Genomic DNA, 14,366 nt, shown 5'->3' on the forward strand with positions numbered 1-14,366 from the left:
CCGCGGCGGGTCAGTCGATGGCGGCCAAGATGTCTGCGGCCTCGGAATGGCGGCAGGCATGGTCCAGGAGGCGATGGTAGGCCTCGGCGAGCCTGTCGTCCTTGAATTCCATCGACAGGTCCGACAGCGTGAACAGGGTCACGATGATGCCGGCGGCCTCGGCGCTGACCGCGCCCTCGTACCCGTTCCCATGCCAGCTTATCCGGAAGGGTTCGCTCCGGGTCGGCGCGAGGAAGAGCGGCTCGCCGCCCTGCTCGTAGAAGGTCCAGAAGCCGCCCTTATAGTCAGGGCTGAGCCTGTCCATGAAACCGAAGGCGCGAATCTCGCCCACGAAGAACAGGCGCTTACCGAACAGGCGTGGCAGGAATTCGATGCGTTGACCGTCGGGGACGATGGTGACTGTGGGCGCGAGGTTGGCGAGGGCGGATGCTGAACTGGACATGGAAGGTCTCCCGAACGGATTGACGGACGACCAGGTGGCGCCGCACTTTCGACGCCTTTCTGGCGCCTCTCCTTTCCCCCTCCCCTTGCGGCGTCCCGTTTCCCTCGGGTGGTCAGCCAGGTTCGTCTTGGCCCAGGATTTCGATAAAAAACGGTCCGCGCCACGCCCGCACCCAGGCCGGCGCGTTTGGATGATCCCGCAAACTGTCGGACTCGTCCGAGTTCGATTTGAGGTCCACCGGGACCTTGCCAACGTCCCATTCGGTCTCGCCCTCGGGGTCGACTGCGATCGCATAGGCGTTCACCCAGGCCTGCGGATGAAATCTCACCAGGGTCATGGCGCGGCTCCTTCAGGCGGGGTGGGCTATTCGGCGAGGTTCGTCAGCCGGACCATATAATGGCTCGGCATGGTTGGCCGGGGACCAAGATGCTCGCGACAGATCTCGACCAGGCGGTTCCAGAGCGGCGCGGGCATGTCGGCATCGCTGCCTTCGCCGTTGAGGCTGGGATCGATGAGCACGACGACGTCGGACCATTCGTCGACGTCGCCGCCTCTGTACCATGGGAATTTAGGCTGGTCGTTTCCGAGCCACTGCCGGAAGGCGGGATCGGCGAAGAATTCGGGCACGTTGAGTACGAGGCCGGCGCAGCGATGGGTATGCATGGGGTTGTCTCCTGGGCTGGTAGAGGATGGGCCGAGGGCCTCGGCCGCGGCGCGTCAGAAGAGCGAAAGCTGTACGCCGGGTTGCGGCGGCGGGGCGGCACCGCCCCCAGGATCGCTGCGCTCGTCCTTCGCGAATGATGCGGCGGCATTTGGTTCCGCGTGGCGTGACTACGCGAGCAGAGTCCGTGCGCCCCAACCGCCGAGAATATGGGCCGGCGTGAACCAGCGGTCGCGTACTTCCAGGGCGAGCGAATCCCCGACCACGACTTCGGCCGGGACATGCAGCAGCGAGAACTGGATATAGGCCATGTGGACGGCGCGTGGGTCGATATCGATCGCGGTGACATGAAGCTGTCGCTGATAGTTTATGCCTTCCGCGCGCATCGCCTCGGCGAGCGCGATGACCATCGCGCCTGCGCCGCAGGCGGGTTCGAGCGCCTCGACGAACCCTTTTTCGGCCATGCGCGCGCGCACCGTTTCGGTATCGCCGAGCGTCACGCGGGCCATCATCTGGCAGACCGTATAAGGCGTGAAGAACTGCCCGCGGTCGCTGTTGTGGATCCCGAGCGCGCCGAATACCTCGCCGAAAACATCGGTCGGCCCGGTTTCGAGCACCATCGTGATTTCGGCGAGAATGCATGGGAACAGCTCCAGGGTCGGCCGGTCGTAGCGAGCGGCGATCTCGAGATACCGGGCCTCGCGCCGCTTGAAGGCTCGGGCGTCAACGGCGTTCGAGATGGAAAGGGCGATCATTTCGATGCAGTCGGAGAAGAGGGTGTAGCGGTCGTGGCGCTGGCTCGCCCGCTGGAAATGACCGAGGATGGCCTTGATGTGCTGGTCGTGCGGGGACATGGCGCGCTCCTTGGGCGGCCGCGCCCGTGGGACGAGCGCGGCTCCATGCTAACGGTGGGGCCGGAAGGTCAGGCGGCGGCGGGGTCGGGCAGCGCCTCGGAGGCGAGCAGCGCCGCGAGCGTGATCGCATGCCTCGGGCGGCGTCCGAAGGCATAGCCATGGTTGCTCGCATATTTGCTGAGCGACATCGGCTTGCGGCCGAGGGCCTCGGCAAGATCGGCGATCGAGACGCCGGTGCGATAGGCGATGTCGAGGGCGCGGATTTCTTCGTCGCTGAACGGGCGGATATAGCCGTGGACAAGCCCGAGCAGGTTCGCGCGCGTCGTCACTGCGGCCTTGGTCCGCTCGAGCCGCGCGGCCAGCTCGCGCGTCAGAACGCGGCCATATTGTTCGCGCAGGATCTTCTCGTCGTCTTCGGTCCAGTCGGGCCCCTGCCGAAACCCGTTGCGGTTGGCATGGCTTCCGCGAAGCGCGAGATACTCGGCGCGGTGGCGAAGCGACCCCGCAGTGCGGCCGAGCTGCGTGCGGAGCGGCGTGAGGCTCAATCCCTCGGCATAAGCCCGCGTGAGGAGCGCATCCTCCTCCGGCGTCCAGGCCCGGCCCCATCCCCGCCCATAGCCAAGCTTGCGGAGCGCCGGCCCGAAGCCCCGGATCGTCCGCTCCGGAAAACCCTCCGAGGCCATGATCGCCATGATCGCATGATAGCGGTGCCCGGCCCCGGCGAGCTCGAGTGCACGGGCGGTTTCCTCTGGCGACCATCGCGCGGGTTGATTGGCGTGGACAATTCCGAGGGTTGCGGCGCGACTGGAGAGTCCGCCGAACGGCCGTCCGATCAGGGTGCCGATCTGGCGAACCGGCACGCCGCGCCGGTAACCCTCGATGAGCTGGGCGTCCTCCCATGCCGTCCATTGCGGCGGATTGCTCTCAGCGAGGCCGAGCAGGCCGGCGCGGGCATAGACGGCAGAACAGGAGCGGCCGAGGTCGGAGGCGATCGCCGCAGTCGGTTCGTCGCCGTAGCGGCGGACGAGTTCGGCATCATCGAGCTCGGTCCACGTCCGCGTCGAATTGCGGCGCAGGCCGAGCAGCGTCACGCGCTCTGCGATCGCGGCGCGGCCTCGGCCGAGGTCCGCAGCGATGTCGGCGAGCGCGGTATCGGCGGCGAAGAGCCTGCGCAGCCGCTCGGTCTCCTGCGGGGTCCATGCGTCGGCGCGAAAGGCCATTTCGCGCAAGGCTGCGACAGCCGCCGTCGCCGATGGCGCGGGTGCGAGCTCGACGAGATCGGCGTCGAGGTCGAGCGCGCTTATGCGAGCGCCACCACGGGCATGTCGGAGATTCGCGCTCGCAGGCGAGCGTGGAGCCGGGCGATTCGCTGATCGCCGCGCGGCATGGTGTCGACCGCGGCCAGGGCCGAAAGCATGTCGAGGGCATTGTCGACGGCCTCGCGCGGCTGCCCGAGATGCGCCGCGAGATCGGCTGCTGTCGTCGCATTGGGCGCGATGCGTCGCAGTGCAGCGATAATCGCCGCGGCCTCGGGAGCCGCCGGATCGAGGAGGAAGGCATCGAGCGCGCGGGCGCCCTTCATCGTGAGCGCGGCGTCGCGGCGCGGCGCCGACACCTCGCGGAGCGCCACGATGTCGAGCAGCCGGTTGGCCTCTTCAGCGTCGACCGCCGCGGCGGCGGTGAGGGTCGGCGTGGCGCCCAGATGCTCGGTGATGGTCTCGCCCATATGCGCGAGCACCGGGAGCGGCGAGAGCGCGGGACCCATGGCGTAGAATTCGCCCGGAGCCAGCTTGCGGAGGCGGTCGGCTTCCTTGGTCGAGAAGCCGAGCAGGTCGGAAGCGCGCGCGATATCGCGATCGAAGACATTGAGCCCGACGAGGAAGTTCTGCAGCTCGGAGACCACCGAGGAACTGAGCTTCGCGAGGCGCTGCGTGGCGATCACTGGCGCGATCCCGCGCTTGCGTCCCCGGGCGCAGAGATCAGTGAGCGTCGCGACGCCGATGCGGCGAGTCTCGGCGTCGCGCGCGGAGCCCGCATGATGGGGCGCGAGAAGATGCCCCTCGTCGATGCAGACGAGGACGGTGTTCGCCCAATGCTCTACCGGCGCGCCGATCAGCCCGGCGAAGAGCGCGGCTGCCTTCAGGATACGCTGGTCGGGATCGAGGTCGGTTAGGTCGACATGGAGCGCGAGCCGGTGCTGGCGGGCGCGCGCTGCGGCGGCGGTGAGGCCGTCGGCGGTGAGCTCGCAGGCCTTCAGCGACGTCGCGCCGATATGGCGGCGAGATTGGCGAACTCGCCCTCGGGGTCTACCAGGATGATGGTCGTGAAGTCGAAGGCTTCCTCGATGATCTTTCGCAGCGTGCGGCTTTTGCCGGCGCCGCTGCTCCCCTGGATCAGCAACCGACCGGACATCAGCCGTTCGAGGTTGAGATTGAGCTCGCCGTTGCTGTGTGTGCCAATTGGGACCGAGCATGAGTCAGTCGCGGTTTCGAAGGAGAGGATCGTTGCCATGCGGGAAACTCCTGGACCCGGCCTCATTGGCCGCCTGTCCCTCCCTCCCCCTTCTCTTTTCCGGCGGTGCGCAGCGGAGCCGCGTCGGCGAACCCTATGGATGGCGCGCGAGGTCCGGCGCCCGCGAGACGTCCAGGACGGTCTCGACATAGATGGAGGAATCCGCCTCGGTCAGACCTTCGACCGCGCGATAATGCTCGACGACGTGGTGAATGGACCGCGCCATGTCCGCGCAGTCGGTCTCGCTGGACTTCGCGGGTTCGCCGTCGAAGCTCCCGATCGAGAGGCGGATCGTGAAAGCGATGGTGTCGGGCATGTGTTGTCCTCTAGCGGGCGGAGTCGAGGTTCAGGCCGCGAGGCGGCCGGCATTGAAGGCTTCGAGCCACTCCGACATGGCGGGCCGCTCGGCGATCGGAACGTGCGCGGCGACGTCCTGGAAGCGGATGAGGTCGGCGGGTGCGTCGCGGATGATCGCGGCGATCTCGGCGCGGGGAAGAAGCCCTTCGGCGGCGATGAACTCGGTCATTCGGCCCGGCCTCGTTCGGGTCGAGCGTCGCCACAGGCCTTCGACCGTTCGCAGGCGCGGCGCGGCACGCGCCTCGACCAGCACGATCAGGCGATGACACCAAGCCGGCAGCGCGCGAACTTCGTCGGGTTTCATGGCGCCGCAGATGAAGCAGCTCGACTTGGGCGGCACGGGAAGCCCGGCAGCCTCGATCCGGGCGATGCACCGCGCCCGGTCCCATCCCCATTCGCGCAAAGGGTAGCGGCATTCGAAGAGTTCGTTCGGAATTTCCGCAGCATGGGCGTAGCGGCGCGTATCGGCCGGCGATGCGTCGTAGCCGATGAGGCGAACGACCTTCTGACCGCGCGCCCAAGCGGCGCGGGCCGGGTCCCAGCTCTTGAGGAAGGCGTCCTGCGGGGCGACCTTCCATTTGAGCGAGCAGCTGTGGCGCCCGAGCGAGATGCTCGGCAGCGTCGCGTTGGTCAGCACGTTCGAGAGGAGATCGAAATAGGGCGGCCAGTGCTTGAAGCGCTTGGGCACATAGCGGACGACCTCGTAGGGGATGCCGCGCGCGGCCATCCACGCGGCGATCATCCGCTGATAGTCATAGGTCTCCGGCTTCTCGACGCCAGTATCGGCGCTGAGCACGAGGTCCGGCGGCATTCCTTTCGCTTCAAGCTCGACGAGCAGCGCGGTGCTGTCGACGCCGATGCCATAGGCGAGGACGACGGGCGCCGGCGGGGGAACCGCCAGGTAATCGATTGAGCGGGACAAGAGCGTTCTCCGGGACGGCATGAAAGATCATGCCGTCGGCTCCCTCTTCTCTTTGATTCTTGGGTCTACCGGTCTCGGATGGTGATCGCTGAGTAATGGCCGACTGAGTTCGTCACGCCTCGGTGGCCTTAGACATTCTCATAATCGATGGAGAATGCGTCCGCGATCGTCTGAATCTCATGGTGGCAATCCGGATCGGCGACCGACCGCGTTGACAGGGCCTCGAGGATATCGCCGGGAACGCGATCGGCAAAGAGGACGACAGCGAACTCAGGTCCATATTGGTAGGAGAGATAATAGAGGCCCTGTGCGGACGGGCAGACCGCGTGAATGCGTTCGGCCCAATTTCGCGTGATGGGGTAGGTGCTTTTGGGCCCGGCAAGGAGCGCGTTGCCGTTCACGCCGATCTTCCGTTGGCCCGTCGACGTGATGCTGACCAGGCTGAGGTTCTGCGTTGTGCGGACATGACTGTGGGCGTGCGAGAAATAATCGGACGGATGCACGATCTCGCGCGGAGCAACCGACGTTCGAATGCGTTGCGGCGTATCCGGGCAGCGGAGGATGATTTCACAGGCCGCGCAGGCAAAAGACTGCGCTGCATAGATTGTGGGAATGAGGTCGCCGTTCGCGTCGCGGATAGGTGAGAAACGGGCATTTCCGCGGTCGGTGTCGTTGAACTGGGTTGCGCCAAATGCGCCCGGATGAATCCGGTGCAGCTCAGTTCCCGCAGCGAGCGAGTGATAATCCTCCTTTCCCGCCTTCATCGTGGCAGGCGCGGGTATTTTGATGCTGAACCGCATCAGCCGTGGACCTGCGGCTCGATCTCCCGTTCAAAGGCAGCAAGGACGGCATCAGATTCGCTGCCAAGCGCAGCAGCCGGCGTCCCGTCGAAATCCAGATGCGGCTTGCTCAGCCAGTGCAAAAGTCGGAAATCGCTCCAGTCGGCGGGCTTCTCGGAAATGATCCGGCTGATCGCCGGATAGACGCGGCGGCCCTCGACGTCGAACTGGAGCAGCGGATAGACGGCCCGGCCATCGACCGTGAAGCGCAGCAGCTCGCGACGCTCTTCCTTGCGCTTCATCGTCGCCGAAGGGTTGGCTCCGGAAAGACCGAGCAGCTCGCAGGCCTCCGCCTGATCGGCCATTTGCGTTCCCGCGAGGATGCGCTCCTGCAGCCGCGCCCGGTTGAGCGCGGCCTTGAGCTGTGCGTCATCGCCCTTCGCAAGATTCTCGCGAAGCATAACCCGATATTCGGAGACGAGCTTCTCGAATTCGCCGGCGAAGGCGATTCGGATGAAGCGTTCGGCGACCTGCTCAAAGACGCTCCCAAGAAGCTCGGCGGCCTCGACCGTCAGCTTGGGAATTTTACCCTTCGCTCCGGTCCGCAAACCGGCGGTGGCGAGCGCGTCCTTGAGCAGATCGAGGTTGCCGGGATCATCCCCGATCGAGAGGTCGACGAGAACGCGTCCGTCCTCGACTGCGGATGCCGCGAGGCTCTTCGATGCGTAGATTGGGCGCGATTTTCCTCGCCCGCGGCGGGGCCCGCCGATGGGAGGAAGCTTGTCGAGAGTGGACGCGGCTACCATATATGGGGTTCCTAGTTTCGCTACTATGTATGTATCATATAGCACAAATAGCTGAAATTGCGAGTCTGATCTACGTGCCGGTCTTCTCGACGAGTGCGCAGTCGCGCTCCAGGATTTCGAGGACGAGGCCGAGTTCGACGCCTTCGTCATGGGAGAGATCGCGATGGTCGTCGGCATTTTCGCTAGTTGCGAGCTCGACGACGGGGCAGATCGAGACGATCGCGCCCGAAGGAAGCCGAAACTGGTTGCGCACTTCGTCGAGTGGTCTGGTGCCGTCGGGGACCTGGCAATAGCCTTCGAGCCGGAAATGGATTTCCATGTGATGATCCTCCGTGATGGGTGAAGAGGGGAAGCACGGTTCGGTATTGCTGCGGGACGGCTTCCGGAAATGTCGCATCAGGCGAGCGGCACATCGTAACTCTGGACGCAGCCCGGTTCGCCGGGATAAACGCCGGCAGGATCGCAGAGCAGCAGCTGGATGACGTCATATTCGTCGTGCCTGAGATAGCTGCTCGCCTGGATCGTGAACCGGTTCTTGGCTGCGCCGCTGGCGCGGCGCGCGCGGGCGGGAAATTGCGCGCCGAACTCGAGATCGCCTTCGAGCGGTCTGCGGTCGCCCCGCATTCGGGCGCCAAGGATGTTGAGGATTTCTCCGGTGACACGGGGATCGAAACTGCCGACGATAAGGAGCTCGGGAAGCCCCAGGCGGGCGTTGCCGATCGTATAGGAGAAGCCGGGTTCATCGCCAGCGCCGAACACGGAGATCAGCTGCTGGCCGCTTCGCGCGATGTTGCTATCGAGCATGGCGCGGAAATCACTAGCGTCGAGCATGAGGAACCTCTTCGAAGGGCAGGCTCGGGATCAGGCGGCTGACGCGCGGCGCGCGGCGAGAAACGTCCGGAGGATCGTATCGCCGTCTGCCGAGTGGTCGGCCGAACAGGCCCGGGCAAGCTTGCGCCAGGAGCGGTCCGGCATCGCGTCACGGGGCAGGAGGAACGAGCGCCCGCCCGGATCACTTCGGGAGAAGGCGCCCGGCGCAATGTCTGCATCGGGGTCGAAGGCGAGGATCGTCGCCACGTCATATTCGTCCGGACTAAGCGCAACGGAGAACGGGATATCCGCGGGCGGTTCCGCGCAAGGGCGCGGGGCAGCGCCGTGGCTCTCATCGGAAAGAACGGCGCGGACCGCCTCCGCAGCCTCCGACCATCCTGCGTCCACGAGCAGGCTGGCGGCCTGCTCGTGCGCGTCGGCGATTTCAGCGGGCGTGGCCGCAAGGGCGGCGCGGCGCAGCGCGCCGAGAAGCTGATGCGTCTCGACCATTTTGGGATGTCCCTTGGTAGCAGATGACGGCGCCTCTCGGCGCCGAGGGGGTGCTCGCGGCGGCTAGGCGTCGAGATTGACCGAAACGAAAGTGTCCTGCGGGCAAGGATGCTCGGATACGAGATAGCCGAGGCGATTGACGAAATGCATACCGTTGGTGATCTCGATGCCATCATCGCCTTCGACAATGGTCCAGATATTTTCGGCCGGTTGGCCGCGAACAAATTCAAGCTCCCGTCCAGTGGGCGCGAAGAGGCAGCCGCCGTCGCCGAAGTCGAAGTCCGCGGTCGCATCGAACGGGTTTGGGATCGGCACGAAACGTTCGAGGAACCTGTCCTCCGTCAAATCGAGGTGCCGGGTGATCGCGGCGGGGCGCGGGGCGCCGTCCGGTTCCGGTTGATGAGCTTCACTCTTCGGCATTCAGCTATTCCTTGCGTGCGTGAGGCGGGTTGCGCCACCGAAGGCGCGCAGCCGTTCGGTCATGGCGGCGCGAAGATGGGCGCGGTTGGAGATGAAACTCTCCGATGAAGGGGCTCGCCGCTCGAGGTCCAAAAGCCGGTCGCGGGTTCGCGGTCGCCGGTTTCGACGATGATCCGGTGGCCCTTCCCCGCAACCTTGCCCGTGTAGCGCGCGGTGAACTCGCCAAGTCGCCCGACCAGGCCCTTGATCGCCTTGCCCCAGCGGATGTGCCCCGCCCCGCGGCTCTCGCCCGCCGCCATGCCGCGCGCGAGCCAGGTCCGCATTTGTGCGCGCTGGAGGCGCAAGCTGTTGCGTGTGCGCTCCATCGACCGGCAGAGCGGCAAGGCAGCATGGTGGGCATCGACGAGCGCCAGATATGGACCCTGAGCGGCGACGAGAATGTCGTCGAACTCACGGGCTCCGACCAGCGCGCGCAATCTGTCGGCCGTGCCCGGATCGGTGGACAGGCGGGCGGCCTCGGCGGTGTCCAGTGGCACGAGCGGGCTGCCCGCAGCCGGAAGAAGCGTGAAGCCTGTTCCCGATACCGTCATGATGAGGCACTCGTGGCTCGCCGGGTCGGCCCGGACCAGGGTCAAGAGCTCGGCCGAGAGTTCGGATGTGCCGTGGTCGCCGACCATCATTCCCGTTTCCGGGGCGCCGAGGATGAGGAGACGCCGGCTTGAGCGCGCCGGCAGACCGGCGTCGCCCGGTTGCGGCCAACTGCTCGGCAGCGGTCGCCCGCGAACTGTGGCCCGCAGAGGCTCGTTGGGCGCGTCGGGCGCGCCCAGCAGCGATCGTCTCGCGGCGTCGAAGAGATCGTCGGGGTCGCCGCCGCCGGCGCGGAAGCCCGTCATATAGGCCGCCGTGTGCGTCTCATCCGACCTTTCGCAGGGCGGTCGAGCTTCCCAGCCCGCTCGCGCTGCGTACCAGCCATGGGCAAATTGAACGGCGGCGTCCCAGTCGAGCCCGTGACGGTCGCGTCCCCGCAGGATCGCCCGATCGCGCTCGTCCCCTTCGCCGGCTGCGATGCGGCGCTCGGTGAAAGCGAAGTTCGCCGACTGCCGTGCCTGGTCCGTCGCGATGCGGACCGCCTCCATGACGGGCCGCATCGCCGCGACGCGCGCGTGTGAACGCGCCATCCGTAGCTCGAGCGGAGCGTCCGGCGCGAGGTCGGGAAAGGTAAGCCACGCATCCGCGATGAGCGACGCATGATCCGGCGCGCGGCCCCGCGCGATCCAGGTGTCGACGCTGGCCGGGTCGAAAGCGGCTGTCACCGGTTGCGCGCTTCGGCGGCGCTCCAGGCTGCGAGGGCTTCGTCGAACGATGCAGCGACGAAATGGCCGAGCACGACCTCCTCGAAATGCGGGTCGCCGGCCAGTTCGGGGCGACCGAGCCGCGCAGCGACTTCGCGGACAAAGCGCTCGGTCGCGGTCTCGCGGTCCACCGGAATCCAGCTCGCGAGTGAGTCGCTTTCGGCACCGCAAAAGTCGCAGGTGACGGAATCATAGATGCCCGAAAGCTCCCAGCTCTGGTTCTTGATGTCCCAGCGCACGCAGGCATCGCGGGAGATCCTGTCCGCGCCGCAGGATTTGCAGACCGGCTTCTCACCGGGTTCGGAGGACGTCTCGTCGGGGTTGAGTTGCAAGCGGTAACGAAGATCGGGCACGCGATCGTCATAATAGTGGCTTGCTTCGGCGGCGGTCGCGGCGGCCGCCTCGGCGTTCTCACCGGCCTTCACGTCAAAAGCCAGTGTCTCGGCGGCGAAGACGTCGTCTCCGCTTAGGAATTCGACGTGCGCGCTGTGGCGGGCTGCGAACATGGGCTTGGCGGTCATCGGGATCTCCATCGGCGTTGTTGAACAGGAAGTGGGACTGAGCGGCGATCTGGCCGCAGTGGCGAAGGGTGTCAGGCGACGAGGCGGGGCGCGCTGGGCGTGGCCGGGTCGAGCCGAAGGTCGCGGTAGATTCGCTCGGCAAGGCGATCGGGCGCGAGAAGCTCGCTCACCGATCCCCAGTAGTTGCGTTCGCCGACATGGTCGTCGCGGCCATGAACACGGCGGAAGCAAATCTCGCGGCCGGGTCCGAACGGCCCGAGCGAGAGCTGGATCCAAAACGTGTCGGCGTGAAGCGTGATCTCGCCCGAGACTGCCGGGCCGCCCTTGTTCGAGCGAACCTCGAACTGATCGGGCGCAAGAGCGAGGGCGTCGGCAAGCCTCCGCAGCGCGATGCGGCCTTCGGCGTGGAAGAGGCGCTTCGCCGCCTCGTCATAGGCGACACCCCGCACCGCGAGGGTCCGGAGCGCCGGCTTGGCACGCAGGTCCCCGATCCGTTCGAGACACGCCTGGCGCAGGGCCACATCCTCGCCGCGGCTGGCGCAGACCGAGCTCAGATGCCGGCAGAGGAGGATGACGGCCGGGTCGTTTTCGACCGCGACGCCGGCATTGCGGCCGTCGCTGATCGCGGCGTCGATCGCATGGAGCGTCGCCGCGATGGTCACGAGCGCGCTGGGATCGAGGACCTGCTGAAATCTGAAGGCAAGATCATAGGTCATTCGGGGGTCTCCGGGGCCTGAGCAGCTGGTCCGCTCGCCCCTCCCTTCCCCCTCCCCTTTGCCGCCCGATCTTCGCGCCCGCTTGGTGGGTCCCTATTGTCGTAAATCGGCTCGGATCGACGTGTCCATTCACCGAGTGGCCAGATGCGGCCATTGTAGCTGACCCGCGCGATCGCGACCCCGGCGAGGTGTAGTGCCCCTTCGGGAAACTCGCTTGCGCCGAGCCCGGACATCTCGCGGCGCGCCGAAAAGGCGGACGAGGCGTCAGCCCAATTCCCTACGGCCTGATCGGGAAATCCCGGTTGAACGAGCACGAAAGGCGTGCGCCCGCGCTTGCCGGCGGGAGAGACGCAGCGCGCTATATGTCCTGCATAGACAGCGACCGCGGACCAATAGGCCGCGATGACTGCCTTGCGCGCTTTCCAGCTATGGTCGGCGCGGGCGCGGGCGTCGCGTTGAAGGTCGAGCAACAGGGCGGCGAGCAAGGCGCGAAGCGCGGGATCGAGCGCTGCGAGCGCGCGGACCGCGGGCAAGGCGATTACCGGGTTGCGCACCTCGGCGCGCCGGGCCCGCGCGATCAAACCGGATCAACGGCCGGGATTGCCGCCTCCGTCGCTTCGATCGCAACACGGTCAGACTGGAGAAATTCGCTTGGGTGCGCGTCGAAGTAGCTGCGAGCGATCTCGTCATCGTCAAGGTCGGCGGGGTCACGCTCGTCGGAAACCTCGCACCAATATTCGCGGCAATAATCGGCGACCTCGCGCATCAGCGCATCGCGGCTGAACGCTGCATAAAGATTGGTGCCATGGGGATGGTCGATATGGGCAACATGGATGTCGACCATCCAGGGGACAGAATCGAGGCGAAGTCGGTCCTCGGCCTCGGCCAGGTCGGCGACGAGCGCTTCGCGATCCGCGGGGCTGAGGTCGGCGGGCGTTTCGAGTGCGGCGCGGGCACGCGACTGAAGATCGGCGAAATCGCGGCGTTTGTGGAGGGGCATGAGGATCGTCCTTGGTCGAAGTGGCGTCGCGGCCTCGCGGGGCGAAGCATCGCTTCCACTGCCCCGAGCCGACACCCTCCTCCCCCTCCCCTCGCTCAATCGCTCCGTTGGTCGCGGTAGATGTCGGCCGCCCACTGTTCGATCCAGCCTGTGGTCATCGCGTCATGGTCGAGCTCCCCATGTTCGATGAGCGCGCGGATCTCCGCGCGGGCCTGCGAGATGGCCGCCTGCCACGGGCAGGCAGGCGCGGGATCGGCCGGGATGACAGGCTCGATCGGGAGTGCGCGGGGCATCGCGCGAAGGCGGGCCTGCTGCGCGATGAGCCAATGCGCCATATGCTCTGCGACGAAATGCTCCGGTTTGGCATGACCGCTGCGGCGGGCGGCAATCCGGGCGCCGATCCCGTAAGCTTGGCTGTCGATCGACGCGATCCGGCCCGCGAACCTCGTGAGATACGGAAGCGCCTCGCCTTTCACACCGAAGAGATGGAGCAGCTTGCCGCGAGGCAAGATCTGGTCGAGATGATCGACGACGGCGACGAGGCCTTCGGGACCATGGATCGGTCGGCGGCACATGCTCCCCACCCCGATCAGAGGCGAGCTCTCGATCGTGAGACTGAGGGCGTCCGCGCATCGTTCATAATCTTGCGGGCGCCTCCCCTGGATAACGGGCAGGAAGCGAGCCGCGATACCCCGGTCGCGTGCGCGGATTCGACATTCGATCGTCGCCCGGATCGTTCGCGACATCCGGTCGAGAACCTCGTCGCGGTCGGCTGCGATCTGGTGCTCGACACAATAGTCGAGGCTCGCCCACCAGGCGAAGGGATGGGCGGCTACCAGATCAAGATAGTCGTCGATCGTCCAGGGATAGCCGCCATAGGCGACCATCGCGGTGAACCCCGCGCTGTCGAGACTCAGGCTGTGGAGGCCCGAGGCGTTGCGCAACGAGCCGGTCGACCAGCCGGCCCATTCGCGAACCCCGCTTCGGCGCGACCAGCGCGAAAAGGCGTTGGCCGAGACAAGGACCGGTTGGCCTAGCGCCCGGGCCCGAGCGAGCAGCGGCCCGTCTCGCAGGTGCGGCAGTCCGAGCATGATCTTGATTCCGGCGGAATGGATGGAGGGTGTGTTCATGATATGGCCCCGGCGCAGGAGATTTATGATGACCGCGCCTTCGACCCTCTTTCTGGATCCGTTCGACTGCGATGTGGTGTTGCTGGATGCGGCATTGGACGAAGCCAATCGTCCGACGCGCCGCATGATTGCGAATGCGTCGCTCGCGATGCATCTAGAGGATGCCTATTATTCGGTGCGCGAACTGCGCGAAGCCGTGATCTGGGTTCATGAAGGCGCGGCAGGCGGAAAGCGGAAGCTCACCTCGCTCCTCTCCAACCCGGACGGCGACGATTTTCAGCGCTGCATCTATTTCTGCCTCGCGGGCCGCGGCGTTGTGGAGATGATCGAGGATTTGCTGTGGCTCGAGCATCTGCTTGAAGCGCGCGGGCGCGTCGGCGGTACCATGTACCGTGGGCAGCGCCGGCTGCGCGCGCTCGTGTCACCCTATGTCGCGGATGCGCCCGACGGCCCGGTCGTGGCGGCGGTCGAAGACTTCCGTCAGGGGCCGTCGTGGTGGGCAGATTAGGAAGCTGGCCGCCCCCCTGATCAGCTCCTGCCCCCGGCTCAGGACACTCTTCTCCACCTCTTCTTTC

The 14,366-nt window shown here is 66.2% G+C and carries 20 protein-coding genes and 1 pseudogene; 1 reads left to right on the plus strand and 20 read right to left on the minus strand.

Annotated features, from left to right (window positions below):
• Positions 1–10 precede the first annotated feature (10 nt).
• The 20 genes and pseudogenes from LH19_RS26630 to LH19_RS26725 all read right to left on the minus strand — a co-directional run bounded on the left by LH19_RS26630 (position 11) and on the right by LH19_RS26725 (position 13,791).
• Entirely contained in the window at positions 11–442 is a 432-nt protein-coding gene (locus LH19_RS26630) for an antirestriction protein (RefSeq protein ID WP_054735260.1), read from the minus strand.
• Between the two features lie 112 nt (positions 443–554).
• On the minus strand, positions 555–779 hold the full coding sequence (locus LH19_RS26635) for a hypothetical protein (RefSeq protein ID WP_145923689.1): 225 nt from the start codon (positions 777–779) through the stop codon (positions 555–557).
• Between the two features lie 26 nt (positions 780–805).
• Entirely contained in the window at positions 806–1,105 is a 300-nt protein-coding gene (locus tag LH19_RS26640) for a hypothetical protein (RefSeq protein WP_054735266.1), read from the minus strand.
• 168 nt (positions 1,106–1,273) lie between these two features.
• Positions 1,274–1,957, minus strand: a complete 684-nt coding sequence (locus LH19_RS26645; RefSeq protein WP_145923690.1) for an N-6 DNA methylase — start codon at positions 1,955–1,957, stop codon at positions 1,274–1,276.
• Positions 1,958–2,025: 68 nt separating this feature from the next.
• Positions 2,026–3,177: a hypothetical protein gene (locus tag LH19_RS26650; RefSeq protein WP_234716249.1), complete on the minus strand. Its 1,152-nt coding sequence runs from the start codon at positions 3,175–3,177 to the stop codon at positions 2,026–2,028.
• Positions 3,178–3,257: 80 nt separating this feature from the next.
• Positions 3,258–4,468, minus strand: a pseudogene (locus tag LH19_RS26655) (helicase HerA domain-containing protein).
• A 94-nt stretch (positions 4,469–4,562) separates the two neighbouring features.
• Positions 4,563–4,784, minus strand: coding sequence for a hypothetical protein (locus LH19_RS26660; RefSeq protein ID WP_054735273.1), 222 nt, complete (start codon positions 4,782–4,784; stop codon positions 4,563–4,565).
• A gap of 30 nt (positions 4,785–4,814) precedes the next feature.
• On the minus strand, positions 4,815–5,747 hold the full coding sequence (locus tag LH19_RS26665) for an adenine nucleotide alpha hydrolase family protein (RefSeq protein ID WP_234716225.1): 933 nt from the start codon (positions 5,745–5,747) through the stop codon (positions 4,815–4,817).
• A 128-nt stretch (positions 5,748–5,875) separates the two neighbouring features.
• Positions 5,876–6,547, minus strand: coding sequence for an RES family NAD+ phosphorylase (locus tag LH19_RS26670; protein ID WP_054735279.1), 672 nt, complete (start codon positions 6,545–6,547; stop codon positions 5,876–5,878).
• Positions 6,547–7,332, minus strand: a complete 786-nt coding sequence (locus LH19_RS26675; RefSeq protein WP_054735281.1) for a hypothetical protein — start codon at positions 7,330–7,332, stop codon at positions 6,547–6,549. Before LH19_RS26675 ends, LH19_RS26670 begins: the two co-directional genes overlap by 1 nt.
• Before the next feature lie 70 nt (positions 7,333–7,402).
• Positions 7,403–7,651, minus strand: a complete 249-nt coding sequence (locus tag LH19_RS26680) for a hypothetical protein (RefSeq protein ID WP_054735286.1) — start codon at positions 7,649–7,651, stop codon at positions 7,403–7,405.
• A gap of 77 nt (positions 7,652–7,728) precedes the next feature.
• Positions 7,729–8,163 carry a DUF4262 domain-containing protein gene (locus tag LH19_RS26685; protein WP_054735289.1) on the minus strand — a complete coding sequence of 145 codons (435 nt, stop codon included), beginning with the start codon at positions 8,161–8,163 and terminating at the stop codon, positions 7,729–7,731.
• Positions 8,164–8,193: 30 nt separating this feature from the next.
• Complete coding sequence (locus LH19_RS26690) at positions 8,194–8,652, minus strand: hypothetical protein (RefSeq protein ID WP_054735292.1); 459 nt, start codon at positions 8,650–8,652, stop codon at positions 8,194–8,196.
• Between the two features lie 63 nt (positions 8,653–8,715).
• Positions 8,716–9,072 (minus strand): hypothetical protein, encoded by a 357-nt coding sequence (locus LH19_RS26695; RefSeq protein WP_054735294.1) that lies wholly within the window; start codon positions 9,070–9,072, stop codon positions 8,716–8,718.
• A 59-nt stretch (positions 9,073–9,131) separates the two neighbouring features.
• Complete coding sequence (locus LH19_RS26700) at positions 9,132–10,385, minus strand: hypothetical protein (protein ID WP_234716226.1); 1,254 nt, start codon at positions 10,383–10,385, stop codon at positions 9,132–9,134.
• A complete protein-coding gene (locus LH19_RS26705) occupies positions 10,382–10,945 on the minus strand; it encodes a hypothetical protein (RefSeq protein ID WP_145923691.1) in 564 nt (187 codons plus the stop codon). Before LH19_RS26705 ends, LH19_RS26700 begins: the two co-directional genes overlap by 4 nt.
• A 71-nt stretch (positions 10,946–11,016) precedes the next feature.
• Positions 11,017–11,661: a hypothetical protein gene (locus tag LH19_RS26710; protein ID WP_054735300.1), complete on the minus strand. Its 645-nt coding sequence runs from the start codon at positions 11,659–11,661 to the stop codon at positions 11,017–11,019.
• Complete coding sequence (locus tag LH19_RS29570; RefSeq protein WP_234716227.1) at positions 11,658–12,242, minus strand: hypothetical protein; 585 nt, start codon at positions 12,240–12,242, stop codon at positions 11,658–11,660. The genes LH19_RS26710 and LH19_RS29570 overlap by 4 nt, the downstream gene beginning before the upstream one ends.
• Complete coding sequence (locus LH19_RS26720) at positions 12,239–12,661, minus strand: hypothetical protein (RefSeq protein ID WP_054735304.1); 423 nt, start codon at positions 12,659–12,661, stop codon at positions 12,239–12,241. The genes LH19_RS29570 and LH19_RS26720 overlap by 4 nt, the downstream gene beginning before the upstream one ends.
• 95 nt (positions 12,662–12,756) lie before the next feature.
• Positions 12,757–13,791: a deazapurine DNA modification protein DpdA family protein gene (locus LH19_RS26725; RefSeq protein ID WP_054735307.1), complete on the minus strand. Its 1,035-nt coding sequence runs from the start codon at positions 13,789–13,791 to the stop codon at positions 12,757–12,759.
• 28 nt (positions 13,792–13,819) lie between these two features.
• Between LH19_RS26725 and LH19_RS26730 the strand changes: the two genes are divergently transcribed.
• The gene (locus tag LH19_RS26730; RefSeq protein WP_054735455.1) at positions 13,820–14,299 is read left to right on the plus strand and encodes a hypothetical protein; all 480 of its coding nucleotides are present in this window, start codon (positions 13,820–13,822) and stop codon (positions 14,297–14,299) included.
• The last annotated feature ends 67 nt before the right edge of the window (positions 14,300–14,366 follow it).

This window comes from Sphingopyxis macrogoltabida, from assembly GCF_001314325.1.
GTDB classification, from domain to species: Bacteria; Pseudomonadota; Alphaproteobacteria; order Sphingomonadales; family Sphingomonadaceae; genus Sphingopyxis; species Sphingopyxis macrogoltabida.

Bases quoted from the DNA above. Each gene is read 5' to 3' on its own strand.
- LH19_RS26725 (WP_054735307.1), bottom strand. From the start codon at position 13,791: ATGAACACACCCTCCATCCATTCCGCCGGAATCAAGATCATGCTCGGA.
- LH19_RS26640 (WP_054735266.1), bottom strand. From the start codon at position 1,105: ATGCATACCCATCGCTGCGCCGGCCTCGTACTCAACGTGCCCGAATTC.
- LH19_RS26650 (WP_234716249.1), bottom strand. From the start codon at position 3,177: ATGGCCTTTCGCGCCGACGCATGGACCCCGCAGGAGACCGAGCGGCTG.
- LH19_RS26645 (WP_145923690.1), bottom strand. From the start codon at position 1,957: ATGTCCCCGCACGACCAGCACATCAAGGCCATCCTCGGTCATTTCCAG.
- LH19_RS26710 (WP_054735300.1), bottom strand. From the start codon at position 11,661: ATGACCTATGATCTTGCCTTCAGATTTCAGCAGGTCCTCGATCCCAGC.
- LH19_RS26705 (WP_145923691.1), bottom strand. From the start codon at position 10,945: ATGACCGCCAAGCCCATGTTCGCAGCCCGCCACAGCGCGCACGTCGAA.
- LH19_RS26660 (WP_054735273.1), bottom strand. From the start codon at position 4,784: ATGCCCGACACCATCGCTTTCACGATCCGCCTCTCGATCGGGAGCTTC.
- LH19_RS26630 (WP_054735260.1), bottom strand. From the start codon at position 442: ATGTCCAGTTCAGCATCCGCCCTCGCCAACCTCGCGCCCACAGTCACC.
- LH19_RS26685 (WP_054735289.1), bottom strand. From the start codon at position 8,163: ATGCTCGACGCTAGTGATTTCCGCGCCATGCTCGATAGCAACATCGCG.
- LH19_RS26730 (WP_054735455.1), top strand. From the start codon at position 13,820: ATGACCGCGCCTTCGACCCTCTTTCTGGATCCGTTCGACTGCGATGTG.
- LH19_RS26720 (WP_054735304.1), bottom strand. From the start codon at position 12,661: ATGCCCCTCCACAAACGCCGCGATTTCGCCGATCTTCAGTCGCGTGCC.
- LH19_RS26680 (WP_054735286.1), bottom strand. From the start codon at position 7,651: ATGGAAATCCATTTCCGGCTCGAAGGCTATTGCCAGGTCCCCGACGGC.
- LH19_RS26635 (WP_145923689.1), bottom strand. From the start codon at position 779: ATGACCCTGGTGAGATTTCATCCGCAGGCCTGGGTGAACGCCTATGCG.
- LH19_RS26695 (WP_054735294.1), bottom strand. From the start codon at position 9,072: ATGCCGAAGAGTGAAGCTCATCAACCGGAACCGGACGGCGCCCCGCGC.
- LH19_RS26675 (WP_054735281.1), bottom strand. From the start codon at position 7,332: ATGGTAGCCGCGTCCACTCTCGACAAGCTTCCTCCCATCGGCGGGCCC.
- LH19_RS26690 (WP_054735292.1), bottom strand. From the start codon at position 8,652: ATGGTCGAGACGCATCAGCTTCTCGGCGCGCTGCGCCGCGCCGCCCTT.
- LH19_RS26670 (WP_054735279.1), bottom strand. From the start codon at position 6,547: ATGCGGTTCAGCATCAAAATACCCGCGCCTGCCACGATGAAGGCGGGA.